This window comes from Ruegeria sp. SAZD011 (assembly GCF_059612545.1).
The window spans coordinates 119,943-144,948 of the sequence record NZ_JBXWQU010000014.1; the positions used below are offsets into that span (position 1 = coordinate 119,943).

19 protein-coding genes are annotated in these 25,006 nt (G+C 63.9%); 9 read left to right on the top strand and 10 right to left on the bottom strand.

Annotated features, from left to right (window positions below):
* Positions 1 to 5: 5 nt before the first annotated feature.
* The 4 genes from AC2FLM_RS03805 to AC2FLM_RS03820 all read right to left on the bottom strand — a co-directional run bounded on the left by AC2FLM_RS03805 (position 6) and on the right by AC2FLM_RS03820 (position 5,584).
* Positions 6 to 1,169 (bottom strand): M20 aminoacylase family protein, encoded by a 1,164-nt coding sequence (locus tag AC2FLM_RS03805; RefSeq protein ID WP_496855889.1) that lies wholly within the window; start codon positions 1,167 to 1,169, stop codon positions 6 to 8.
* Positions 1,170 to 1,199: 30 nt separating this feature from the next.
* Positions 1,200 to 2,366, bottom strand: a complete 1,167-nt coding sequence (locus tag AC2FLM_RS03810; RefSeq protein ID WP_496855891.1) for a M20 aminoacylase family protein — start codon at positions 2,364 to 2,366, stop codon at positions 1,200 to 1,202.
* A 164-nt stretch (positions 2,367 to 2,530) separates the two neighbouring features.
* Entirely contained in the window at positions 2,531 to 3,697 is a 1,167-nt protein-coding gene (gene argE / locus AC2FLM_RS03815; protein ID WP_496855893.1) for an acetylornithine deacetylase, read from the bottom strand.
* 3 nt (positions 3,698 to 3,700) lie between these two features.
* Complete coding sequence (locus tag AC2FLM_RS03820; protein WP_496855895.1) at positions 3,701 to 5,584, bottom strand: ABC transporter ATP-binding protein; 1,884 nt, start codon at positions 5,582 to 5,584, stop codon at positions 3,701 to 3,703.
* Between the two features lie 286 nt (positions 5,585 to 5,870).
* Here AC2FLM_RS03820 and AC2FLM_RS03825 point away from each other — a divergent pair, with 286 nt between their 5' ends.
* From AC2FLM_RS03825 to AC2FLM_RS03840, 4 genes are all read left to right on the top strand, one after another.
* Positions 5,871 to 7,571 (top strand): peptide ABC transporter substrate-binding protein, encoded by a 1,701-nt coding sequence (locus AC2FLM_RS03825; RefSeq protein WP_234177361.1) that lies wholly within the window; start codon positions 5,871 to 5,873, stop codon positions 7,569 to 7,571.
* 96 nt (positions 7,572 to 7,667) lie between these two features.
* Positions 7,668 to 8,675 carry an ABC transporter permease gene (locus AC2FLM_RS03830; RefSeq protein ID WP_234138938.1) on the top strand — a complete coding sequence of 336 codons (1,008 nt, stop codon included), beginning with the start codon at positions 7,668 to 7,670 and terminating at the stop codon, positions 8,673 to 8,675.
* On the top strand, positions 8,668 to 9,579 hold the full coding sequence (locus AC2FLM_RS03835; RefSeq protein ID WP_234138937.1) for an ABC transporter permease: 912 nt from the start codon (positions 8,668 to 8,670) through the stop codon (positions 9,577 to 9,579). The genes AC2FLM_RS03830 and AC2FLM_RS03835 overlap by 8 nt, the downstream gene beginning before the upstream one ends.
* Before the next feature lie 208 nt (positions 9,580 to 9,787).
* Entirely contained in the window at positions 9,788 to 10,861 is a 1,074-nt protein-coding gene (locus tag AC2FLM_RS03840) for a YeeE/YedE family protein (RefSeq protein WP_496855898.1), read from the top strand.
* Here AC2FLM_RS03840 and AC2FLM_RS03845 read toward each other — a convergent pair.
* From AC2FLM_RS03845 to AC2FLM_RS03865, 5 genes are all read right to left on the bottom strand, one after another.
* Positions 10,797 to 12,077 carry a DUF3422 family protein gene (locus tag AC2FLM_RS03845; RefSeq protein ID WP_234138935.1) on the bottom strand — a complete coding sequence of 427 codons (1,281 nt, stop codon included), beginning with the start codon at positions 12,075 to 12,077 and terminating at the stop codon, positions 10,797 to 10,799. The genes AC2FLM_RS03840 and AC2FLM_RS03845 overlap by 65 nt on opposite strands.
* Positions 12,078 to 12,267: 190 nt before the next feature.
* A complete protein-coding gene (locus AC2FLM_RS03850; RefSeq protein WP_234138934.1) occupies positions 12,268 to 13,701 on the bottom strand; it encodes an NAD(P)(+) transhydrogenase (Re/Si-specific) subunit beta in 1,434 nt (477 codons plus the stop codon).
* Between the two features lie 14 nt (positions 13,702 to 13,715).
* Positions 13,716 to 15,287: a Re/Si-specific NAD(P)(+) transhydrogenase subunit alpha gene (locus AC2FLM_RS03855; protein ID WP_496855900.1), complete on the bottom strand. Its 1,572-nt coding sequence runs from the start codon at positions 15,285 to 15,287 to the stop codon at positions 13,716 to 13,718.
* Positions 15,288 to 15,417: 130 nt separating this feature from the next.
* Positions 15,418 to 15,867: a methyltransferase family protein gene (locus AC2FLM_RS03860; RefSeq protein WP_496855902.1), complete on the bottom strand. Its 450-nt coding sequence runs from the start codon at positions 15,865 to 15,867 to the stop codon at positions 15,418 to 15,420.
* A gap of 188 nt (positions 15,868 to 16,055) precedes the next feature.
* Complete coding sequence (locus AC2FLM_RS03865) at positions 16,056 to 17,003, bottom strand: MBL fold metallo-hydrolase (RefSeq protein ID WP_496855904.1); 948 nt, start codon at positions 17,001 to 17,003, stop codon at positions 16,056 to 16,058.
* 120 nt (positions 17,004 to 17,123) lie between these two features.
* Between AC2FLM_RS03865 and AC2FLM_RS03870 the strand changes: the two genes are divergently transcribed.
* Positions 17,124 to 17,876, top strand: a complete 753-nt coding sequence (locus tag AC2FLM_RS03870) for an SDR family NAD(P)-dependent oxidoreductase (protein WP_496855907.1) — start codon at positions 17,124 to 17,126, stop codon at positions 17,874 to 17,876.
* 226 nt (positions 17,877 to 18,102) lie between these two features.
* Complete coding sequence (kynU, locus tag AC2FLM_RS03875) at positions 18,103 to 19,296, top strand: kynureninase (RefSeq protein ID WP_496855909.1); 1,194 nt, start codon at positions 18,103 to 18,105, stop codon at positions 19,294 to 19,296.
* A 7-nt stretch (positions 19,297 to 19,303) separates the two neighbouring features.
* Here the strand turns inward: kynU and AC2FLM_RS03880 are convergent, their stop codons facing one another.
* The gene (locus AC2FLM_RS03880) at positions 19,304 to 19,882 is read right to left on the bottom strand and encodes a TetR/AcrR family transcriptional regulator (protein ID WP_496855911.1); all 579 of its coding nucleotides are present in this window, start codon (positions 19,880 to 19,882) and stop codon (positions 19,304 to 19,306) included.
* Between the two features lie 112 nt (positions 19,883 to 19,994).
* Here AC2FLM_RS03880 and AC2FLM_RS03885 point away from each other — a divergent pair, with 112 nt between their 5' ends.
* The 3 genes from AC2FLM_RS03885 (at position 19,995) to AC2FLM_RS03895 (ending at position 24,981) form a co-directional block, all read left to right on the top strand.
* The gene (locus tag AC2FLM_RS03885; protein ID WP_496855913.1) at positions 19,995 to 20,459 is read left to right on the top strand and encodes a (2Fe-2S)-binding protein; all 465 of its coding nucleotides are present in this window, start codon (positions 19,995 to 19,997) and stop codon (positions 20,457 to 20,459) included.
* A gap of 3 nt (positions 20,460 to 20,462) precedes the next feature.
* Positions 20,463 to 22,703 carry a xanthine dehydrogenase family protein molybdopterin-binding subunit gene (locus AC2FLM_RS03890; protein WP_496855915.1) on the top strand — a complete coding sequence of 747 codons (2,241 nt, stop codon included), beginning with the start codon at positions 20,463 to 20,465 and terminating at the stop codon, positions 22,701 to 22,703.
* 199 nt (positions 22,704 to 22,902) lie between these two features.
* Positions 22,903 to 24,981: a Hint domain-containing protein gene (locus AC2FLM_RS03895; protein WP_496855917.1), complete on the top strand. Its 2,079-nt coding sequence runs from the start codon at positions 22,903 to 22,905 to the stop codon at positions 24,979 to 24,981.
* Positions 24,982 to 25,006: the final 25 nt, after the last annotated feature.

Here is a 25,006-nt window from a genome sequence, read left to right on the forward strand (position 1 = left end):
CCTTCTCAGGCGGCGGGCATGCGGCGTTCGACCATTTCGGCGAACCAGCTGCATCCGGCCGGGATGATCTCGTCGTTGAAATCGTATTCGGGGTGATGCAGCCCGGCGCTGTCGCCATTGCCGATCATGATGAAGGCGCCGGGGCGCGCCTCTAGCATGAAGGAGAAATCCTCGCCCCCCATCACCATGCGCGCCTCGCCACAACCGCCCGAGACGGCCGTGGCCACCTCGGCGGCGAAACGGGTGGGTTCCTCGGCATTCACCGTCACCGGCACGCCGCGCTCGTAATTCACATCGGCCTTGCCGCCAAAGGTGGCGGCCACGCCCTGCACCACCTCGCCAAGACGCCGTTCAATCAGGTCGCGCATCTCGCCGGAATGGGTGCGCACGGTGCCCCGGATGGTGGCGGCCTGCGGGATCACGTTGAACGCCTTGGACGAGGTCTCGACCGAGGTGACCGACAGAACCGCCTGCAGGATCGGGTCGGTATTGCGCGACACCACGGTTTGCAGCGCCACGATCATCTGCGATAGCATCACCGTGGTATCGACTGTCTCATGCGGTTTGGCCGCATGGCCGCCGCGCCCTTCGAGATGGATTTCGAACGTGTCGGCAGCGGCCAGCAGCGGACCGGGGCGGATCTTGAACTGGCCGGCGGCCAGGCCCGGATTGTTGTGCATGGCATAGACCTCCTGCACGCCGAACCGGTCCATCATGCCATCCTTGACCATCGCCTCGGCGCCATTGCCGCCCTCTTCTGCGGGCTGGAAGATCACCACCACGGTGCCGTCGAAGTTGCGGGTCTCGGCCAGGTATTTGGCCGCGCCCAGCAGCATCGCGGTATGGCCATCATGGCCGCAGGCATGCATCGCGCCGGGAATGGTCGAGGCATGTGCCAGCCCGGTCTGCTCCTGCATCGGCAGCGCATCCAAATCGGCACGCAAACCCACCACGCGGCCCGCCGTATCCGCCTTGCCCCGGATCACCCCGACAACGCCGGTGCGGCCGATGCCGGTGACCACCTCGTCACACCCAAATGACCGCAGCTTGTCCGCCACCATGGCCGAAGTCCGGTGGGTTTCGTACAGGATCTCGGGGTGCTGGTGGATGTCCCGCCGCCAGCCGGCGATTTCGTCCTGCATTTCCGCCAGGCGGTTCTTGATCGGCATCTCGTTCTCTTCCCTGTCTTTCCTGACCGCTCAGCGGGCGGGCATACGGCGTTCGACCATCTCGGCATACCAACTGCTGCCCGCCGGGATCGCCTCGTCATCGAAATTATAGGCCGGGTGATGGCATTGCGCCGTATCCCCGTTGCCGAGGAAGATATAGGCGCCGGGCCGTTCTTCCAGCATATAGGCGAAATCTTCGCTGGGCATGATCGGATCGACGGCATCGTCCACCGCGCCTGAAACGGCAAGCGCGGCCTCGGCGGCATGGTGCGTTTCGGTCTCGCTGTTGATCGTGGCGGGATAGCCGGGGGTCCAGATCACCTGCGCCGTGGCACCATAGGCCGAGGCGATATCCTCGGCCACGCGGCGCACGCGCGCCTCGGCCAGGGCACGGTATTCGGGATCAAGCGTGCGCACCGTTCCGCACAGCCGCGCGGTATGGGCGATGATGTTCGAGGCGACGCTGTCCGTCTCGAACGTGCCGACGGTCAGCACCACCCGCTTGACCGGGTCCACGTTGCGCGAGACGATGGAATGCAGCGAGACCACGATCTGCGAGGCCACCAGCGTGGTGTCGATGGCATCATGCGGGGCGGCGGCATGGCCGCCCTTGCCGGTCACCACGATCTCGAACTCGTCGGACGAGGCCAGAAGCGCGCCGGGCCGGATGGCGAATTGCCCGACCGGCAGGCCCGGCGTGTTGTGCATGCCGTAAACCTCCTGGATGTTCCAGCGATCCATCATGCCATCGGCGCACATTTCGCGGCCACCGCCGCCGCCCTCTTCGGCGGGCTGAAAGATCAAAACCGCCGTGCCGTCGAAATTGCGGGTCTCGGCCAGGTATTTGGCAGCACCCAGCAACATGGCCGTATGCCCGTCATGACCGCAGGCATGCATCTTGCCCGGCACGGTCGAGGCATAGTCAAGCCCGGTCGCCTCGGTGATCGGCAACGCGTCCATATCGGCGCGCAGGCCGATCACCTTGCCCACCGTGTCGGTCTTGCCCTTGATGGTGGCGACAACCCCGGTGCGACCGATGCCGGTGGTGATGTCATCCACACCGAATTCACGCAGACGCTCGACCACAAACGCGGCGGTCTGATGCACATCGAACAACAGCTCGGGATGGGCATGCAGATGCCGGCGCCATCCGGTGATTTCTTCTTTCATGTCCGCAAGACGGTTCTTGATCGGCATTTATTGCTCTCCTTGCCGGATACATCCGGGCACCTGACACAAACGAAAACGCCGCGCCCCGGAGTTCCGGGGGCACGGCGCGTGAAAACGGGGCTTGGCGGCTGCGCCGGTGCGCCGACCTGTTGGGGTCCATCCTGTTGCGCCCGGTCGCACCTGCATCGCCGTTACTCCGACAATCGGTCGAGTAATCGCGCCATGAAGCCATGGCCCGCCTCGAACTGGGCGACGGTGATGAACTCGTTGGGCTGATGCGCCTGGGCGATGTCGCCGGGGCCGCAGATCACGGCGGAGTAACCCGCCTCCTGGAACTGTCCGGCCTCGGTGCCATAGCTGACGACATGACCCGCATTGTCACCGGTCAGGGCGCGCACCAGCATCTCGGCCTCGCCCTCCTGCTCGGGGACCAGCGGCGGCACGTGGAACTGTTCGGAGAGATCAATCCGCGCCTCGGGATGCACCGCCTGCATCTGCGCCTCGACCTCGCGCACCGCCTCGAAATAGGCGTCGCGCCACCGCTCCTTTGCCTCGCCGGGCACGATGCGAAAATCCATCGCAAAGCGGCAGTCCTTGGCGGTGATGTTATGCGCGGTTCCACCCGAGATCATGCCCACATGGCAGGTGGTCCAGGGCGGATCGAACATCGCCGCCAGCGCCGAGGGCGTGGCCGCGCGGTTTTCGGCATTGCGGTGATTGGCCCAGTCGATCAGCGGCGCGGCGGCCATGATCGCGTTGACCCCGGTATGCATGATCGAGCTGTGCACCTCGAAGCCGACAACATGGGTGTCATAGCCAAAACCGCCCTTGTGACCGGTCACCGCCTGCATCATCGACGGCTCGCCGACGATCACGGCGCTGCCTTTGGGCAGGTGGTTCTGCATCTCGACGATCATCGGCGGCGCGCCGGTACAGCCGACCTCCTCGTCAAAGCTGAGCGCCAGTTGCAAAGGGCGTTTCAGATCGCGATAGCGCCCCTCGACCAGCGCCCAGATCGCCAGCGCGTCGAATCCCTTCATGTCGCAGGTGCCGCGCCCGAAATACTTGCCGTCGCGCTCGACCACGGTAAACGGATCGCTGTCCCAGGGCTGGCCGTCGACCGGCACCACATCGGTATGGCCCGACAGCACCACGGCCCCCTCTTCCCAAGGGCCGACATGGGCAAAGAGCGCCGCCTTGTGCGGCTGGTCGGGATCGACCCAGCGCTGCGCGGTGATGCCGTGCCCGGCCAGATAGGTTTCGACCCAGTCCACCAGCGGCAGGTTGGTATCGCGGCTGACGGTCGGAAAGGCGACAAGCGCGCCCATGATCTCGACCGGCGACAGGCGTTCAGTCATGGGTCAGTGTCCGCCCTGCCCCGCGTGCGACAGAGCGGCCGCATTGATCGAGTCGCGGTCGACCGTATAGCCCGCCCATTCGCCATCCAGCACGTAATGGCCCGGCTCAACCTCGATATAGCGCGAGGGATCGGGGTCGTAGCCGATGGGATGGATCGGCGAGGGAATCGGTTTGAAGTTCAGGTCCTTCTCGGACTTGCGCCGGCGCGGGTCGGCGATCGGCACCGCCTTCATCAGAGCCTGGGTATAGGGGTGCTGCGGGTTTTCGAACACGCGCACGCGCGGCCCGAGTTCAACGATGCGACCCAGATACATGACACCCACATGGTGGCTGACCCGTTCGACGACGGCCATGTCATGGCTGATGAACAGATAGCTGAGCCCCAGATCGGCCTGCAATTCCATCATCAGGTTCAGCACCTGCGCCTGCACCGACACGTCCAGCGCCGAGACCGCCTCGTCGGCGACGATCAGCTTGGGGTTCAGCGCCAGCGCGCGCGCAATCGCGATTCGCTGCCGCTGACCGCCCGACATTTCATGCGGATAGCGGCGCATGAAGCTGCGCGGCAATTGCACCCGGTCAAACAGAGAGGCGACGCGGTCCACCAGTTCCGAGCCGCTGGCAACGTCATAGTTGCGCATGGGTTCGGCCACCTGCTCCAGCAACTGCATCTGCGGGTTCAGCGAGGCGAACGGATCCTGAAAGATCATCTGCATGTCGAGCCGCGCCTTGCGCAGCCCGGCCTGATCCAGCTGCATGATATCGACGCCGTCCAGATCGATCTCGCCCGCCATCGGCTCGACCAGACGCAGAATCGAACGACCCGCCGAGGATTTGCCGCAGCCCGATTCACCCACCAGGCTGAGGGTCTGCCCCTTGTTGAGGGTGAACGAGACATCCTCGACCGCATGCACATTGGCCACCGTGCGGCGGAAGAAACCACCCTTGACCGGGAACCGCGTGGTCAGCCCCTTGACGGTCAACAGCGGGGTTTCGGTGCCCATGATCGGCTCGATCTTCTGATCGGCGACCCCCATCAGCTTCATCGGTTCGGGCGCCACCTTGCCGCGCATTTCGCCCAGCTTGGGCACGGCAGCCAGCAGCGCCTTGGTGTAATCGTGCTGCGGGTTCTCGAAGATTTCCTCGACCGTACCCTCTTCGACCTTGTTGCCACGGAACATCACCACCACGCGGTCGGCCATCTGGGCCACCACCGCCATGTCATGGGTGATGAACATCACCGCTGTGCCGGTCTCGCGCTTCAAACGGTCCATCAGCGCCAGGATCTCGGCCTGAATGGTCACGTCCAGCGCGGTCGTGGGTTCATCGGCAATCAGCAGACGCGGTTCGCAGGCCATCGCCATGGCAATCACCACCCGCTGTCGCATGCCGCCACTGAGTTCGTGCGGATACTGCTTCAGCCGGCGCTCGGGTTCGGGAATGCGGACCTGCCGCAACAGCTCGAGCGCGCGCGCCTCGGCCTGAGACTGGCTCATGCCCTTGTGCACGCGCAAGCCTTCGGTCAGCTGGCGCCCGACGGTAAAGACCGGGTTCAGCGCCGTCATCGGCTCCTGAAAGATCATGCCGATCTCGTTGCCGCGAATGTGGCGCATATAGTCCTGGTCGGCCGTCGCCAGGTCCAGCTCGCCACCATCGCGGCGGTCGAACAAGAGTTGGCCACCGGCGATGTCACCGCCGCCGAACTCCACCAATCGCATCAGCGACAAGGAAGAAACAGACTTGCCAGAGCCTGATTCGCCGACAACACAGACCGTCTCGCCCGGATTGATCTCGAACGAGACATCCTCGACCCCGACAACAGGTCCGTCCTTTGTCTGGAACTCGACTCTGAGCTTCTTGATCTGTGCAATAGGCTGATCCAGCACGCGCGCGCTCCCCTTGGTCGCCCTTTTTGGTTGTTGGCAAACGCTAAGGCCCTCGCGGGGGGGGAGTCAAACCCATTGACCGTTTTCCCGACGGCAAGGCTTGCAATTTTCCAAAACTCTGTTTCGATACGACCCGTAACCGTTCCTGGGGGAGCCTGGTTCTTTCGCGTAGCGCGAATGGATTAGGATTTTTCTTTCAAGGATTTACCCAACGGGCGGCAACACCCAAGCCACGGTTAACCGTGGAAAAAATCACGACACATCCGTGTCCAACAAGGAGTGTAGTATGAAACTCAAGGCCCTTTTGATGGGTGCAATCGCCAGCACGGCCCTCGCCCCGGCAGCCTTTGCCGAGCGTGGTGCGGACGGCAATGTCAGCATCATCTACTGGCAGGCACCCTCGATCCTGAACCCGTTCCTGTCGGGCGGCACCAAGGACGTTGAATCCGCCTCGCTGATCATCGAACCGCTGGCCCGCTACGACGAAAACGGTGGCATGGTGCCCTTCCTGGCGGCCGAGATCCCGACCGTCGAGAATGGCGGCGTGAGCGAGGATCTGACCTCGATCACCTGGAAGATCGCACCCGGTATCAAGTGGTCGGATGGCAGCGCCTTTACCGCCCATGACGTGAAATTCACCGCCGATTACTGCATGCATCCCGAAGGCGGCTGCGCGCAGCTGACCAAGTTCGAAGGCGTGACCTCGGTCGAGGCGCTCGATGACATGACCGTCAAGGTCACCTTCGACAAGCCGACCCCGTTCCCCTATGGCCCCTTCGTGGGTGGCGAAAGCCCGATCATCCAGAAGGCCCAGTTCGAGAACTGCATGGGCGCCAAGGCCCCCGAATGCACCACCGAGAACTTTGGCCCGATCGGCACCGGCCCCTTTGTCGTCACCGAGTTCAAGCCGAACGACGTGATCACGATGAAGGCCAACGACAACTATCGTGACCCGAACAAGCCGGCCTTTGCCACGCTGACCTTCAAGGGCGGCGGCGATGCCACCGCGGCCGGTCGTGCCGTGATGGAAACCGGCGAGTTCGACTATGCCTGGAACCTGCAGCTGGCGCCCGAGGTGATCCAGCAGATGCAGGCCGGCGGCAAGGGTACCCCGGTCGCGGGCTTCGGCCCGCTGGTCGAGCGTATCATGCTGAACCAGACGAACCCCTCGCCCGACCTGCCCGAAGGCGAGCGTTCGACCGCCAAGCATCCGCATCCCTTCCTGAAGGATCCGGCTGTCTACAAGGCGATGTCGATGGCCATCGACCGGCCGCTGCTGGTTGAGATCGGCTATGGCCAGGCCGGCAAGGTCACCTGCAACTGGGTTCCGGCACCTGCCGCGGTGAACTCGGACACCTTCTCCTGTGACACCCAGGACATCGAAGGCGCCAAGAAGCTGCTGGATGATGCCGGCATCGTCGACACCAACGGCGACGGCGTGCGTGAAAAGGACGGCGTGCCGCTGAAAGTGGTCTACCAGACCTCGACCAACGCCGTGCGTCAGGACTTCCAGGCGCTGATCAAGGAGTGGTGGGCCGAGATCGGTATCGAGACCGAACTGCGCAACATCAACGCATCCGTGTTCTTCGGTGGTGACCCGGGCTCGCCCGACACCTTCCAGAAGTTCTATGCCGACGTTGAAATGTACGCCAACACCTTCAACGGCACCGACCCGCAGTCCTACTTGGGCAACGGCCTGTGCGACAAGGCCCCCAAGCCGGAAAGCCAGTGGCAGGGTGAGAACATCAGCCGCTTCTGCAACGAAGAGTTCGACGCGCTGCATGCGGAACTCACCAAAACGGCTGGTGCGGATGCGCGCGCGGAAATCGCCAAGCGTCTGAACGACATCATGGTTGAAAACGGCGGCATGATCCCGCTGGTGCACCGTGGTCGTCTGTCGGCCCATTCCAACACGCTGGGCGGCGTCGTCCTGAACGTGTGGGACAGCGAGCTGTGGAACGCAGCCGACTGGCACCGCATCAAGTAACGCCAACACCATTCAGCCGCGTCCCGATCCAACATCGGGGCGCGGCGCTCTGGCATCCGTCCCAACAAAAAGACTCGTAAACAAAGGCGCACCCGAATGCTGACCTTCACCATCCGTCGTCTGGTCCTGGCCGTCCCGACGCTTTTGTTCATCAGTCTTGTCATCTTCCTGCTGCTGGAACTCGCCCCTGGCGATCCGATGGCGCAGGTGCCGCTGACGGTGCCGCCCGAGGTCAAGGAAAAGATGCGCGAGGCGCTGGGCCTGGGCCAGCCGCTGCATATCCGGTTCTGGAAATGGATCGTGCAGTTCTTCTGGATCGAGCCGCAGGTGCTGATCGACCATTACTTTGGTACGGCCCTTTCCGAGGGCAAGCTGCGGGTGATCTCGTGGCAGACCCGTTCGCCCGTGATGGACATCGTGGTGCAGCGCATCCCCCAGACCCTGTGGGTGGTCGGCACAGCCTATGTGGTGGCCATCATCATCGCCCTGCCCATCGGCATCTATTCCGCCTATCGGCAATACAGCTGGTTCGACCAGCTCGGCACCTTTGTCTCGATGGTGGGCTTCTCGGTGCCCCCCTTCTTCTCGGGCGTGCTGGTGATCGTGATCTTCTCGGTCCAGCTTGGCTGGTTCCCGTCGATCTATGACACCACGCATGTGGTCAACAGTTGGGACAGTTTCGTCTATCAGCTCAAACAGATGATCATGCCGGTGATGGTGCTGGCGCTCCAGATCACCGCGCAGCTTTCCCGTTTCATGCGCGCCTCGATGCTGGACAACCTGAACCAGGACTACGTCCGCACCGCCCGCGCCAAGGGGCTCAGCGAATATGTCGTCGTGATGGTACACGTGCTGCGCAACTCGATGATCCCGGTGGTGACCGTGATCGCGCTGGGCATTCCCTCGATCTTTGGCGGCGCCATCATTACCGAGCAGGTGTTCAAGGTGAACGGCATCGGCCAGCTGCTGATCGGTGCGCTTCAGGCCAACGACCTGCCGATGGTGCAGACCCTGACCTTTATCTTTGCCGTGCTGATCGTCCTCTTCAACCTGATCGCCGACGTTCTTTACGGCATCCTTGACCCGCGGATCCGCTATGACTGAGTTGAGCCAACCCCAGCCCACCAAACCGCCGCGCAGCCAATGGTATGACGTGTGGGACCAGTTCCGTCAGCACAAGGGCGCGATGATGGGGGCGACCTTGTTCTTCCTGATCGTGGCCGCTGTCTATCTGGGTCCGTATCTTTGGGATCTCGACCCGACCAAGACGGCGATCCGGGAACGCAATCAAGGGCCCAGCCTGGCCCATCCCTTTGGCACCGATCAGCTGGGTCGCGACCTGTTGGCCCGGATGATGGCGGGCGGCGCCACTTCTGTCTCGGTGGGGATCACCGCGATGTTGCTGGCACTGTTCCTTGGCTCTTTCGTCGGCGTGCTGGCCGGGTTCTTTCGCAAGCTCGACGGGCCGCTGATGCGCCTGACCGACCTGTTCCTCGCCCTGCCCCTGCTGCCGCTGCTGCTGGTCATGATGCTGCTGTTCCGCGAGCCGCTGAACGCCGCCTTCGGGCTGGAGCGGGGGATATTCATCCTGATCGTGTCTGCCATCGGCATCACCTCGTGGATGCCCACGGCGCGGATCGTGCGCGGCGATGTGCTGGCCCTGAAAGAGCGGGAATTCGTGCTGGCCGCCCGCTCGATCGGGACCACGAACACGCGGCTGATCACCCGCCATATCCTGCCCAACGTGCTGTCGCCGATCATGGTCTCGGCAACGCTGGGCATCGCCACCGCGATCATCACCGAAAGCGCGCTCAGCTTCCTGGGCCTCGGCTTCCCGCCCGACTTCCCGACCTGGGGGCGGTTGCTGTTCGATGGCGTCGACTATCTGCAACAATTCCCCGAACGGGTGATCTGGCCCGGTATGGCGATCTCGCTGACGGTGCTGAGCGTCAACTATCTGGGCGACGGCCTGCGCGACGCGCTCGACCCGCGCATCCGGGGCCGCTGAGGCAAAAAAGAACGAAAGAAAGGCCGCTCCGATCCGGGGCGGCCTTTTGGTTTCCTGCAACCGGCAAGGCCGGAACAACATTTTCGAAGCCCCCTCATGGACGGGAGAATCTTCCACAAGAGAACGCCAGCACACATTCTGATGTGCTTGATTGTTGTGCATTTTGCCCGCATCTGGGAAAATATTCTCAATTCCCCGTGAGGCTGCCATGTTCGAGTCCCTTGGTTTCGAAGAGACCACCGCAAAAGAGATCAGCGTTCTTCTGGGCCTGATCCTGGGCGTTCTGTTTGGCCTTCTGGCCGAACGGACGCGGTTCTGTTTCCGCCGCGCCATGGTGGGTGCGGACGCGCGTCAGGCCGCCGGTGTCTGGTTCACCGCACTCGCCACCGCCATCCTGGGCACTCAGGCCGCCGTGGCGTCCGGGCTGATCGGCTTTGCCGATCACCGCCTTCTGACTTCGGACCTGCCGGTAATGGCGGTGGTGCTGGGCGGGCTGATGTTCGGCGCCGGCATGGTGCTGACACGCGGCTGTATCTCGCGGCTCACCGTGCTGGGCGGAACCGGCAACCTGCGGGCGCTGACGGTTCTTCTGGTCTTTGCCGTGGTGGCCCATGCGATGCTCAAGGGCGTGCTGGCACCGCTGCGCACCGGCCTTGGCGCGGTGACCGTCGATCTGGGCGAGACCGTCTCGCTGGCCGCCCTGCCCGGCGGCGCTGCGCTCTGGACCGCCGCGCTGGCGCTGGCCGCGCTGCTGGTCGCGGCACGCTCGGGCAATCGGGCGCTCCCCTTGCTGGGCGCGGCCCTGATCGGCCTGCTGGTGCCGCTGGGCTGGGTCGGTACCGGCTATGTCCTCTTCGACGAATTCGACCCCATCGCGATCGAGAGCCTCTCATTCACCGCCCCTGCCGCCGATACGCTGTTCTACACCATCGCCTCGACCTCGATCGCGCCCGGTTTCGGCACCGGGCTGGTGGGCGGCGTGCTGCTGGGCGCACTGGCAGCGGCGCTGCTCTTTGGCAGCTTCCGCTGGCAGAGCTTTGACAGCCCGCGCCAGACCGGCCGCTATCTGGCCGGGGCCGCGCTGATGGGCATGGGCGGCGTGCTGGCGGGTGGCTGCACCCTGGGTGCCGGTCTGGCCGGTATTCCCACGCTCAGCCTTGCCGCGCTGCTGGCGCTGGCCGCTATCGCGCTGGGTGCAAAACTGACCGATGCGGTGCTTAATGCAGCTTCTTCCGGATCCGCTGGATACCCAACCACACCAGGCCAACAACCGGCAGAGTGACCAGCGCGATCAACGTCTTCTTGTCGATCCCGTACCACTCTGACAGTGGCAGCAGAAAGGCCGACACAAGCGAGACCGCATAATAGCTGACCGCGACCACAGACAGGCCTTCGACCGTGTGTTGCAGGCGCAGGGCCAGGTCGGCGCGGCGGTCCATGCTCTCCAGCAGCGCCTGGTTCTGGGCGCTGCGTTCCACATCCACGCGGGTACGCAGCAGGTCGCCGGCCCGGATCGCCCGGTCCGACAAACGCTTCAACCGTTGTTCGGTGGATTTCACCGTCCGCATCGCGGGTTCATAGCGGCGCAGCATGAAATCGGCAAAGGTCTGGCGCCCGCCGAACCGCTCCTCTCGCAAGGAGCTGATGCGCTGCCCTACGATGGCCTCATAGGCACCGGTGGCGCCCAGACGGAATTCAGCCCGCGCGGCCATGGTCTCCAGTTCGGCAGATGTGGACAGCAATTGCGGCAGCAACTCCTCGGCCGGGTGGTCTCCATCTGTCATCTTGACCATCAGCGCGGTCAACGCGGCATCCAGTTCACCCAGCTTCGGCCCCAGCGCCTTGACCCGGGCAAAGCCCAGCATCGACATCGCCTTGTAGGTCTCGATCTCGCACAGGCGCTGGATGATGCGGCCAATCCGGCGCTCGCCGGTGTCCGGCGCCACAAAGACGGCAAAGCGCATGTGGCCCGCCGGGTCGATGCGGAAATCGCCCGCTGCCACCGCGGCCCGGTCCAGCACATGCGCGGCGGCCAGGCTTTCAGGCACGAACCAGTCGGCCAACGCGGCGATGATATCCGCCTCGGGCGGCTGTTCCTCGACCCTGAGAAGGGCCGAGGTCACCCGTTGGCCCGGCGCGGCGGCCAGCCAGTCAGGCGGGAAAACTTCAAAGTCGACCGGATCGAAGGGACGCGCGCTGACACCCGTGGCAAAGGCCGTATAGGTCACGAACTCGGTATGGCTCTCCCATTTCAGCCAGTGGCGCCCGATCTGGCCCGCATAGTGCGTGGCCCCCGGCTGTGGATGCGCCGCGCCATGCCGGTCGAGCAGGTCGATCAGATGCGCCCGGTCCGCCTCGCGGTCGCGCCCCACCGCCGCATCCGGCTGCTTCACTGCCAGATAGGCCACCGTGCAGGGCGCGCGCGAAATGGGAAAGGGGCGCGCGTGCAGCTCGTTGGCCAGCGCAAAGCGCAAGGGATGGTCCTGAATGGGCGTCATTGGGGGCTCTCCGGTATTCGCGCACTATACGCGAGCAAGGCGAGACAGCAAATATTTATTTATTTCAGGCAGTTACAGGATACATTGGCATACATCCCGCCTCTTGAGCAAGAACACCCACCGCACGGCCGACCCGGAAACGAAAAGGGGCGCCGCATGGACGCCCCTTTCCCCACCTGTTTCAGCCGGATCAGTCGATCATCGGCAGCAGCTTGTCCAGCGACTGTTTGGCGTCGCCATAGAACATGCGCGTGTTCTCCTTGTAGAACAGCGGGTTCTCGATGCCCGAATAGCCGGTGCCCTGCCCGCGCTTAGAGACAAACACCTGTTTCGCCTTCCAGCATTCCAGAACCGGCATGCCGGCGATGGGGCTGTTGGGGTCTTCCTGCGCGGCCGGGTTCACGATGTCGTTCGAGCCGATCACGATGGCCACATCGGTATCGGGGAAGTCCTCGTTGATCTCGTCCATTTCCAGCACGATGTCATAGGGCACCTTGGCCTCGGCCAAGAGCACGTTCATGTGCCCGGGCAGACGGCCCGCCACCGGGTGGATGGCGAAACGTACATTCTTGCCCTTGGCGCGCAGCTTGCGGGTCAGTTCGCTGACCGATTGCTGCGCCTGCGCCACCGCCATGCCGTAGCCGGGGATGATGATGACCGAGTCGGCATCGTTCAGCGCCGCGGCCACGCCCTCGGCGTCGATGGCGATCTGTTCGCCCTCGACCTCCATCGCCGGGCCCGAGGTGCCGCCAAAGCCGCCCAGGATCACCGAGATGAACGACCGGTTCATCGCCTTGCACATGATGTAGGACAGGATCGCACCGGACGAGCCGACCAGCGCGCCGACCACGATCAACAGGTCATTGCCGAGGCTGAAACCGATAGCCGCCGCCGCCCAGCCCGAATAGCTGTTCAGCATCGACACCACCACCGGCATGTCGGCACCGCCGATGCCCATGATCAGGTGATAGCCGATGAAAAGCGCCGCGATTGTCAGGATCAGAAGCGGGAAGAACCCACCCGAGTTCAGATACCAGATCAGGCAGATCAGCGACAGGATTGCCGCGCCAGCGTTCAGCGCGTGACCACCCGGCAGTTTGGTCGCCGCCGAGGTCACCTTGCCCGAGAGCTTGCCATAGGCAATCACGGAACCGGTAAAGGTCACCGCCCCGATCCAGATGCCCAGCGCCGCCTCGACCCGCAGGATGTTGATTTCGACGGCGTCCTTCTTGGCAAGAAGCGCCGCAAAACCTTCCAGTGCCTTCTTTGCACTGTCATCCATGAGCAGAACGCGGCCCAGCTCGAAATGCGCATTGAAGCCCACGAACACGGCCGCCAGACCGACCAGGGCGTGCATACCGGCTACAAGTTCCGGCATCTGGGTCATCTCGACCTTTGACGCCAGCTGAAAGCCGATCATGCCACCAAGCGCGACCAGGATGATCGACAGCCACCACAGGCCCGCACCGGGCCCGATGAGGGTGGCGAACACCGCCAGTCCCATACCGACGATGCCGTACCAGACAGCGCGCTTGGCGCTTTCCTGGCCCGACAGGCCACCCAGCGAAAGGATGAAGAGAACGGCCGCCACGACGTAGGCGGCAGTGGTAAATCCAAAGTCCATAGCCCTCTACTCCTTTAGGATTTCTGGAACATGGCGAGCATGCGCCGCGTCACGAGGAAGCCGCCGAAGATGTTGATCCCGGCCATGAAGACCGACAGGCCGGCCAGCAGGATCACCAGAAACGACCCAGACCCGATCTGCATCAGCGCGCCCAGGATGATGATCGACGAGATGGCGTTGGTCACGGCCATCAGCGGCGTGTGCAGCGAATGCGAGACGTTCCAGATCACCTGGAAGCCCACGAACACCGCCAGCACAAAGACGATGAAATGCTGCATGAAGCTGGCCGGGGCCACCAGACCCACCAGCAGCAGCAACAGACCACCCACGGTCAGCAGCGTCACCTGGTTCTTGGTCTGCGCCTTGAAGGCCGCAGCCTCTTGCGCGCGCTTCTCCTCGGGGGTCAGCTCTTTCGGCTTTTCCTTGGACTTGGCCGCAATCGCCTGAACCTTGGGCGGCGGCGGCGGGAAGGTGATGTCCCCCTCGAACGTCACCGTGGCGCCCCGGATCACGTCGTCTTCCATGTTGTGGTTGATCTGGCCGTCCTTTTCGGGCGTCAGATCGGTCATCATGTGACGGATGTTGGTGGCGTAAAGCGTCGAGGCCTGCGCCGCCATGCGGCTGGGGAAATCGGTGTAACCGATGATGGTTACGCCGTTTTCGGTAACGATCTTCTCGTCCTTGACGGTCAGCTTGCAGTTGCCGCCCTTTTCCGCCGCAAGGTCCACGATGACCGAGCCGGGCTTCATCGCCGCGACCATGTCCTCGGTCCACAGCTCCGGCGCCTCGCGGTTGGGGATCAGCGCGGTGGTGATGACGATGTCCATCTCGGGCGCCAGTTCGCGGAACTTGGCCAGCTGCGCGGCGGCGAATTCCGGGGACGAGACCGAGGCATACCCGCCGGTGGCCGCGCCATCCTGCTGTTCTTCCTCGAAATCGAGATAGACGAACTCGGCGCCCATCGACTCGACCTGTTCGGCCACTTCGGGCCGCACGTCAAAGGCATAGGTGATCGCGCCCAGGCTGGTCGACGTCCCGATGGCGGCCAGACCGGCCACACCGGCGCCCACGATCAGCACCTTGGCAGGGGGCACCTTGCCCGCCGCCGTCACCTGACCGGTGAAGAAACGACCAAAGTTGTTGCCCGCCTCGATCACCGCGCGGTAGCCCGCGATATTGGCCATCGAGGACAGCGCGTCCATCTTCTGGGCGCGGCTGATACGCGGCACCATTTCCATGGCGATCACATTGGCGCCCTTGGACTTGGCCGCTTCCATCCCCTCTTCGTTCCCGGCCGGGTTGAAGAAAGAGATCAGCGTCTTGCCCTTGCTCAGCCGCTTCAGCTCGGTCGCATCGGGCTGGCGCACCTTGGCGACGATATCGACCTCTTTCCACAGCGCCGCCGCGGTCTTGACGATCTGAACGCCAGCCGCCTCGTACAGCGCGTCCGAGAAGCCCGCGGCCGCACCGGCCCCGCTCTCGATCGCGCAGTCATAGCCCAGTTTCTGCAACTGCACAGCGGAATCCGGTGTCATCGCGACGCGGTTCTCGCCCTCGAAAATTTCCTTTGGTGTGCCTATTTTCACCAGTCAGGTCCCCCTATTCGGCCCGGAGATCGGACGCGCCACAGTTAGGTTTGCAAAGCAAAGATGTATCTTGCGCAATTTTATTTCGCAAGCGCAGCATGCGCGACGTTGGGTCCGAACCTGTCATGTCCTATATCCAACGCCGCGTTTTCTGTGCGTATCGGGCAAAATCCGCCCGGAATTGCCGTCGGAGGCGGTTCTCCTCGGGCACGATGAAGCGTTTTTCCAGCAGCCAGGCAAAGACCGGCACCAGAACCAGCGACAGAACCGCGTCAAGATGCAGAATCACGCCGGCCAGAACCAGAACGTCACCCAGATAGATCGGGTTGCGGCTGCGTTTGTAGATGCCGCTCTGTACCATGGCGGATGGCGCGCGATGGGGGATGATGGTGGTCCGGTGGCGACGGAACTCGACCGCTGCCATCAGCATCAACAGCACCCCGCCCCCGATCAACAGCCCGGCGATCAGGTCGGCAAGTCCGCTGTCCAGCGAGAGGCCAAGAGAGAAATAGCGCTGTTGGAACCAGGCCACGACAATGAAGGCCGCCAGCCATATCGGCGGCAGGTCAATGCGGTGCATGGCCGTTCCTTTCCGGGCACTCGCCCGAATATCCCCAAGCGTTCATGGCGCACCTCTACCCGGTTGCGACGGGATTTGCAAAAAAACCGACCCGCCTGCGACAATTAGGGAGGCAGCGGCGGCAGCCGTGCCACAACCAGGGCAGATATTCCCGAATTTAGGTCGGATCGGAACGATTGTTCCGCCGCTTACTCCCATTCCATCTCGGCAAAGACACGGCCCGCGTTCTTGGTGGCCAGTTCCTCGAACGTGTCCAGGTTGCGCCAGCGCTCCTGATCCACGTAATAGGCGCTGGCCAGGTCACCGCCCTCTTCGATATGGGCGCCGATCTTTTCGCGCAGGTCGGTCAGATAGTCATAGGTATAGCGCCGCACCTGATCCAGATTGGTCGGATGCCCATGGCCGGGGATCACATAGGTGGGGGCCAGCGGCTCCATCCTGGTCTCCCAGGTTTCCAGCCAGCAACTGGTGCAGGTATGTTCAAAGATCGGCAGCATCCGCTCGTGAAAGGCGATGTCGCCCGCGATCAGGATCTTCCATTCGGGGATCCAGACCTGGATATCGCCCGGATCATGCGCCGGGCCCATATGCATCACCTCGATCGCCACGCCGCCCAGCGTCAGGTCATAGCGATCCTCGAAGGTCAGGTTGGCGTGCTCCACCCGCGTGCCCTCGGCCCGGTCGCGGTTGTAGTTCTCCATTCCCATCAGGATGAAATCGCCGTTCTGGGTGGTTTCCTCGACCGCGTCCACATGGGCCAGGACATCGACCCCAAGGTCGCGCCAATAGCTGTTGCCCAGCATGGCATGGCCCTGCCCATTCTCGTTGATGACCAGAACCACGGGCTGGTCGGTGACTTGCTTGATCTCGTCATGCAGCGCGGCGGCCAGTCGGGCCGAGGCCCCGGCATTGATCACCACCACCCCCTCATCCGTCACGATGAAGGAGAGGTTGTTGTTATGTCCGGCATTTTCATAGGTCGGCGGCGCGGTGGCGCCGATGGCCGAGAAGACATGCGGAATGACCTCGACCGGTTTGGAGTAAAGCTCGGACTGCGGATACTGGTCGGCGATATCCTCGCTGGCCGCCGCCGCGGTGGCGGCAAAAATCAGCGTCGTGGCCAGAAATCGTGTCATGTCACTCTCCTCCCAATGAATCATTCATATGTTTGCATAGGACGGAACGGAACGATACGGAACCCCTTGTCACAGGGTGGCGCGCCGATAGGCTGATCCGGCGAACAGGGAGGACCCGCAATGCATCTGAACGGCAAACATGCGCTGGTGACCGGTGGCGGCACCGGCATCGGTCTGGCGATTGCGCAGGCACTGGCCGCCGAAGGCGCCCAGGTCACCATCACCGGACGGCGGGCCGAGGTGCTGGAGCAGGTGGCGACCGAGGGGCTGCATCCGCTGGCAATGGACGTACGCCACGAAGAGGAGGTCGTCACCGGCATTGCCCGCGCGGTCGAGGCACGCGGCCCTGTGCAGATCTGCGTCGCCAATGCCGGCATCGCCGTGGGCAAGACCCTGCAAAAGACCGACATGGCGTTCTGGCGCGATATCATGGCGACCAATCTCGATGGCGCGTTCCTGACCATCCGCGAAAGCCTGCGCTCGATGCTGGAAACCGACTGGGGCCGGGTGATCACGGTCGCCTCGATTGCCGGGCTGCGCGGCGCCCCCGGCGCGGGCGCCTACGCGGCCTCCAAACACGGCATGATCGGGCTGACCCGGACCTACTCGGAAGAGTTCATGGGAACGCCCTACACATTCAACGCGCTTTGCCCCGGATATGTCGACACGCCGATCGTCGAGCGCAATACCGCCTCGATTTCGCAACGCACCGGCATGGGAGCGGATGACGCCCTGCAACTGATGGTGAACCAGAACCGGCACAAGCGGCTGATCGCCCCCGAAGAGGTGGCCGCCGCCGCCCTATGGCTGGTGCGTCCCGGCTCGCAGAGCATCAACGGCCAGTGCATCGAGATCGCCGGCGGTCAGACCTGAGCCGGTATCGCATTTTGGCGCGGGCGGTTACGAAATCGGAATACCGTCCGCCCCACATCACATAAGACATTGTTATTTAAACATACCTTTGGCGCGGCACGGCAAATGCCCGCGCGCGGCGCCCCTTGCACAGTCGCGCTCGGATCAACAAAAGCTGGACAGAACAAGCGGTGGCGCGTATCTCTGCGCAGAATGCTTTATGCTTAAAATATCTGTGCGAGGACTCATGACCGACTTTGCCGCCACCAAGGCCATGTTCGACCTGCCCCAGGGGGTGCTCTATCTCGACGGCAATTCGCTGGGACCGCTGCCGCGGGCCGCGGCGGCGCGGGTACAGCAGGCGGTGACCGACGAATGGGGCCAGATGCTGATCACCGGTTGGAACAAGGCCGGATGGATGGCGCAGCCCAGCGAGCTGGGCGACCGCATCGGTCGGCTGATCGGGGCCGAGCCGGGCCATGTTGTCACCGGCGATACCCTGTCGATCAAGGTCTATCAGGCGGTTGCCTCGGCGCTGGAGCTGAACCCAGGCCGCAAGGTGGTGCTGTCGGATAACGGCAACTTCCCCACCGACCTTTACATGGTCGAGGGGCTGCTGCGCTCGATGGGTCCGGGATACGAGCTGCGCGTGGTCGCCCCCGAAGCGGTTGAGGCGGCGATCACCGACGAGATCGCAGTGCTGATGCTGACCGAGGTCGATTACCGCACCGGGCGCAAGCATGACATGGTGGCGCTGACCGCGCGCGCCCATGCGGCGGGCGCGTTTACGGTCTGGGATCTGGCCCATTCCGCCGGGGCGCTGCCGGTCGATCTGGCCGGATGCGGCGCCGATTTCGCGGTGGGTTGCACTTATAAATACCTCAACGGCGGCCCCGGCGCGCCCGCCTTCATCTATGTCGCCCCCCGCCATGCGGAACAGGTGCGCCCGGCGCTGTCGGGCTGGCTGGGTCATCAGGCGCCCTTTGCCTTTGATCTCGATTATCGCCCCGGCGCCGGGATCGAGCGGATGCGGGTCGGCACCCCGCCGGTGATCCAGATGGCGGCGCTGTCGGCGGCGCTCGATGTCTGGGACATGGCCGATATGTCCGACGTGCGCGCCAAATCCATCGAACTGACCGAGATCTTCATCGCCGGGGTCGAAACCACCTGCCCCGATCTGGAACTGGCCAGCCCACGCGACCCCGCCCAGCGCGGCAGTCAGGTCTCGTTCCGCTTTGCCGATGGGTATGCCGCCATGCAGGCGCTGATCGCGCGCGGTGTGATCGGCGATTTCCGGGCGCCCGATATCATGCGGTTCGGCTTTACCCCGCTGTTCATCGACGCAGGCGATGTAAAGGCCGCCGTGGCGATCATCGCCGATGTGATGCAGAACCGGCTGTGGGACAAACCGGAATACAAGACCCGCGCCCGTGTGACCTGAGCGCGGATTACCCGCGCATCAGCCCGGCGCCGAGGATCTGCGCCAGTTGCGCGATGCGGGTCTGATAGGTCGCAAAATCGGGGGTCGTCATCTTGACCCCTTTCAGCGCGGCGGCGATGGTCGCCGCCACCTCGGGCGCCGGCCCCGACAGCATGACCCGCCCGGCGGTCGCCTCGCGCGTCAGCCAGTCGGCATAAAGCGCGCAAAGCCCGGCCTCGCCCGCCTCGACGATATCGGGCGCGGTCGAGCTGCCGGCATCCAGCAACTCCACCCCATGCGGGGAGTCGAGCAAGGCCATCACCGTTTGCCCATGGGCGGCAAAGGCGCGTTCCAGCACCTCGGGCACAGCGCCGCCCGCGCCCAGCGCGGCGGCCACCGCCTCGGCGGTCAGGTCATAGCAATACTGGACCACGGCGCGAAAAATCGCCTCTTTGTTCTTGAAATACAGATAGACCGCTGGCCGCGACATGCGGGCGCCACGGGCTATGTCGTCCATCGAGGTCTTGCGGAACCCATAGGCGGCAAAGACCTGCCAGGCAGAGTCGAGGATCGCTTGTTTCTTGGGGTCGATAACGTCGTCTTTCATGTCCGACCTCTGACAGTTTTTCGCGATTTTGTCAATTGACACTCTGACAAAGAGTACTAATTTTGTCATAAGCTCATCTGCCAGCCATCAGCACAGCAAAGCGAGGACCGCCATGGCCACTTCCCTGACCGTCAACGGAGAAACCCATCGGATCGACCTGCCCGACGATGTCCCGCTCTTGTGGGTGCTGCGCGACGAGATCGGGCTGACCGGTACCAAGTTCGGCTGCGGCGTTGCCGCCTGTGGCGCCTGTACCGTGCATATCGACGGCGAAGCGGTGCGCAGTTGCCAGGTATCGCTGGGCGATGTCTGGGGCCAGGCCACCACGATCGAAGGCACCGGCACGCCCGAGGCGCTGTCGATCCTGCAGCAATCCTGGGTCGAGCATCAGGTGGCGCAATGCGGCTATTGCCAGTCGGGCCAGATCATGCAGGCCGCCGCGCTGCTGGCAGAAAACCCCGCCCCCAGCGACGCCGAGATCGACGACGCGATGCAGGGTAATCTGTGCCGCTGCGGCACCTATCCCCGTATCCGCGCCGCCATCCACGGCGCCGCGACCAAGCTGAAGGAGGTCTGATCCATGGCCCGTCTTGGCAAGATCGTCCGCCGCACCTTTCTGATCGGCTCCGCCGCCATTGTCGGCGGTGTGGCCTTTGGCGCCTATTACGTCTCGCGCCCCGCCCCCAACCCGCTGAAACCCGGCCCGGGCGAGGCCGCGCTCAACCCCTTTGTGCTGATCGACCAGCAGGGCGTGACCCTGTTTGCCCCGCGCGCCGAGATGGGTCAGGGCGTGATGACCACCTGGGCCGCGCTGATCGCCGAGGAACTGGACGTGATCCCCGATCAGGTGCGCGTGCTGCACGGCCCGGCGGCGGCGGCCTATTACAACAGCGCCCTGATGGGCGACGCCCTGCCCGGCAAGGGTTATGACACCTCGAATTTCCAGCACAGCCTTGGCGAGGCGCTGGGAGTGATCGGCAAGGTGCTGAGCCTTCAGGTCACCGGCGGTTCGACCTCGATGAAAGACGGGTTCGTGCGGATGCGCGAGGCCGGCGCCAGCGCCCGCGAGACCCTGAAACAGGCCGCTGCCAACCGGCTGGGAGTGGCGCGCGATACCCTGCGGACCGAGGCGGGCGCGGTGATCGCCCCCGATGGCAGTCGCATCCCCTATCCCGAGCTGGCAGCGGACGCGGCCAAGCTGGACCCGGTCGAGGCGCCCCTGCGCGACCCGTCGGAATGGCGCTATCTGGGCCGCAGTCTGCCCCGGCTCGACATGGTGGCCAAATCCACCGGCACCGCCGAATTCGGGGTCGATGTGCGACTGCCGGGAATGAAATTCGCCAGCGTGCGGATGAACCCCAATCTGGGCGGCGGCATGAAAGGTTTTGACGACAGCGCCGCCCGCGCCATGCCCGGGGTGGAACAGGTGGTCGATCTGGGCAACGGTGTGGCGGTCATTGCGTCCAACACCTGGCTGGCGATGCAGGCGGTCGAGGCGATCGCGGTCGAGTGGGAAGCGGCGCCCTATCCGCCCGAAACCGACGCCATCTTTGCTCAGATTGCCCGCGCCTTTGACGACAGCCCCAACTCGACCATGCGCGACGACGGCGATGTCACCACCCTGCCCGAGGGCGCGACGGTGATCGAGGCCGAGTACAGCGCCCCCTATCTGGCCCATGCCACGATGGAGCCGATGAACGGCACCGCGCTTTACACCGGCGACCGGGTGGAATTCTGGGGCGGCAACCAGGCGCCGACGATCATCCAGAGCAAGATCGCCGAGACCGCGGGCCTCGACACCGAGGCGGTCGAGGTGCACACTACCTATCTGGGCGGCGGTTTTGGCCGCCGGGCCGAGTTCGATTTCGGCGTGATCGCCACCCGTGTGGCGATGGCCCTGCCCGGCGTGCCGGTACAGACCACCTGGAGCCGCGAAGAGGACATGCGCCACGATTTCTACCGCCCCGGCGCGCTGGCCCGGATGCGCGGCGCCATCAAGGACGGCAAGGCGGTGATGATCGACGGGCGGCTGGCCACACAGTCGCCCTCGCGCCAGGCGATGGAACGGGTCACAGGCATGCCCGGCGCCGGCCCCGACAAGGTGCTGGTCGAGGGGTTCTTCAACCAGCCCTATGCGGTGCCCAATTACCGGATCAGCGGCCATATCGCCGATCTGGCCATTCCGGTGGGTTTCTGGCGCTCGGTCGGGAACAGCCATAACGGGTTCTTCCACGAGACCTTTGTCGACGAGATGGCCCATGCCGCCGGGCGCGACCCGCTGGAGTTCCGGCTGGAACTGATGCGCGCCGAACACGCGCCCTCGGCCGGGTGCCTAGAGGCGGTGCGCGAGATGTCGGGCTGGACCGGCAAGACACCCGAGGGTGTCGGACGCGGCGTGGCCTTTACCTATAGTTTCGGCACCTCGGTCGCGCAGGTGATCGAAGTGGTCGACGAAGACGGCACCATCCGCATCGCGCGCGCCTGGATCGCCTGCGATATCGGTCTGGCACTCGACCCCGAAACGGTCAAGGCGCAGATGTTCGGCGGCATGGTCTATGGCCTGTCGGCGGCGGCCCATGGCAAGATCACCTTTGCCGGTGGCGCGGTGGAACAGGGCAATTTCCCCGATTACGACGCCCTGCGCATGCACAACACGCCGCAGGTCGAGGTTCGCGTTCTGGAAACAAACCGCCATATGGGGGGCGCGGGCGAACCCGGCACGCCCCCCGCGATGCCCGCCCTGGGCAATGCCTTGTTCGATCTGACCGGCAAACGTGTGCGCAGCATGCCCTTTGCCGAGCATTTCAACCTGCTGGTCTGACCCTGCACCTCGCCCGTATCCGGTCGGATACGGGCGAAACTCACCACAATTTTACCCAAATTTGTTTCCAGATCGGACAAAATCCGACCCCGGATTTGCCACGCCCCCTCTCTATTCCTGACCATGACGGCAAAGGTTTCGACCCAGCCGCAGCATGAACAAGGAACAGGCGGTCCCAGGCCGCGATAGAGGTGAACCCATGCCCAGCGGCTATCTCGTCACGCTCGGAGCCGATCAGGACCTGTCGCTTGCCGCCAGCATCGGCGGCGCGCTGGTCAATTTCACCACCGCCCAACTGATCGGCACCGGCGAATGGGCCTGGACGGGATCAGTCGGCAGCACCTCGTACAACAACGAACTGGAAACCGGCCAGTATTACCTGGCCACGGACGGGAACCTGTACTTTGTGCCCGACCTGGGGCCGGTCGGCACATTGTCCGGCGCCGAGGCAGTGGCAGCACCCTATTTCTCGCCCTTCAACAAGGTTCAGGGCACGACCAACGACGACCTGATCGACGATACTTATGTCGACAACAACGGCAACTCGGTCGACAGCGGTGAGGGTACCGGCCCTGACGGCAATGGCGATCAGGTCTTTGCCTCCAAGGGTAACGACACCGTCGATGCGGGCCTCGGGAACGATATCGTCTATGGTGGCAGCGGCGATGATGACATCCAGGGCGGCGACGGCGATGACCTGCTGTATGGTGACGGTCAGGGTGGCAGCACCGAATCCCTGAACTGGTTCGCCGAAGGCACCGACGGCACCGACCTTTCGGCCGGTTTCACGCAGGCAACCGGACGTATGAACGTGTCGGTCAGTTTTACCGATGATGGTAATAACAGCCCGGCTTTCGAGGTCGATACCGGTGAGGAAAGCTATGTCCGCAGCGGCGAGACGCAGTCCGAGTTCTCTTCTCTCTATCTTGCCGGACAAGGCCGCGGAGCAACCTCGACGACCCGGATAGAGTTTGCAGCCCGTACCGATTTCGATGTCGAAAACGAAGTCGAGAACGTGATGTTCCGCATCAACGATATTGACTGGGCCAACCGCAATCACCGCGATATTCTCGAGGTCAATGCATATGACGCCAACGGCAATCCGGTTGCCGTCACCCTTACCCCTACCGGCGCGGGCACCAGCCCCGACACTGTCTCGGGCAATACGATTACTGCCGGGAGCCAGTCCGACAGCGCCCTGGACGAATCCGGGTCCGTCCTCGTCGAGATTGCCGGACCGGTTCAAGCGATCGAGATCGTCTACTCAAACACACTCAACGGAACTCAGGCCGTTTGGGTCAGTGACGTCTACTTCGACACGCGCGTCCCACAGGACGGCAACGACACGATCGACGGCGGCAGCGGCGATGACACACTTTCGGGCCAGGGCGGTGACGATCTTCTGCTTGGCAATACCGGTTCCGATCAGGTGTTCGGCGGCGATGGCAACGATACCATCGAAGCCGCACAAGGAGACGCAGCCCAAGGCGGTGCGGGCGATGACCTTTTCATCCTCACCGAGCTTGGCGAAGCGGGCAGCGGCACCATCTCGATCATCGGGAACGAGGAAGACGAGATCAATGGCGACACGCTCGACCTGAACGGCATCGCCGACCGCAACACGCTGAACCTGACCAGCAACGTGCCCGGCGAACTGGCCGGTACGGTCGAACTGACCGACGGCACCCTGGTCACCTTCTCGAACATCGAGAATATCATCTGCTTTACTCCCGGTACGCTGATCGCCACCGCCCATGGCCCGCGCGCGATCGAAACGCTGCGTCCGGGTGACCTGATCGTCACCCGCGACAACGGCCTGCAACCGCTGCGCTGGGTCGGCAGCCGCACCGTGGCCGCCAAGGGCAAACACGCCCCGATCCAACTGGACCCGATCCTGTTGCAGAGTGCCAGCGCCCCCCTGCTGGTGTCGCCCCAGCACCGGATGCTGTGGACGGGATCGCGGGCCCAGATGTATTTCGGCGAGAGCGAGGTTCTGGTGGCCGCAACCCATCTGCTGGGCAGCCCGGCAGCACGCCGGATCGAGGGCGGCAACGTCACCTATATGCATCTGATGCTGGATCGGCACGAGGTGATCTATGCCAACGATGCCGCGACCGAGAGCTTCTTTCCCGGCGACGAGGGTCTGGGCGCGCTCAGCGATCGGTCCCGGCAGGAAGTGTTCGACCTGTTCCCCGAACTGCGCAGCCACGCCGGTGCCTTTGGCGATACCGCGCGGCTCTGCCTCAAGGCGCATGAGGCGCGCATTCTGGCGGCGTAAGCGGTCATACACCCCTGACGGAACA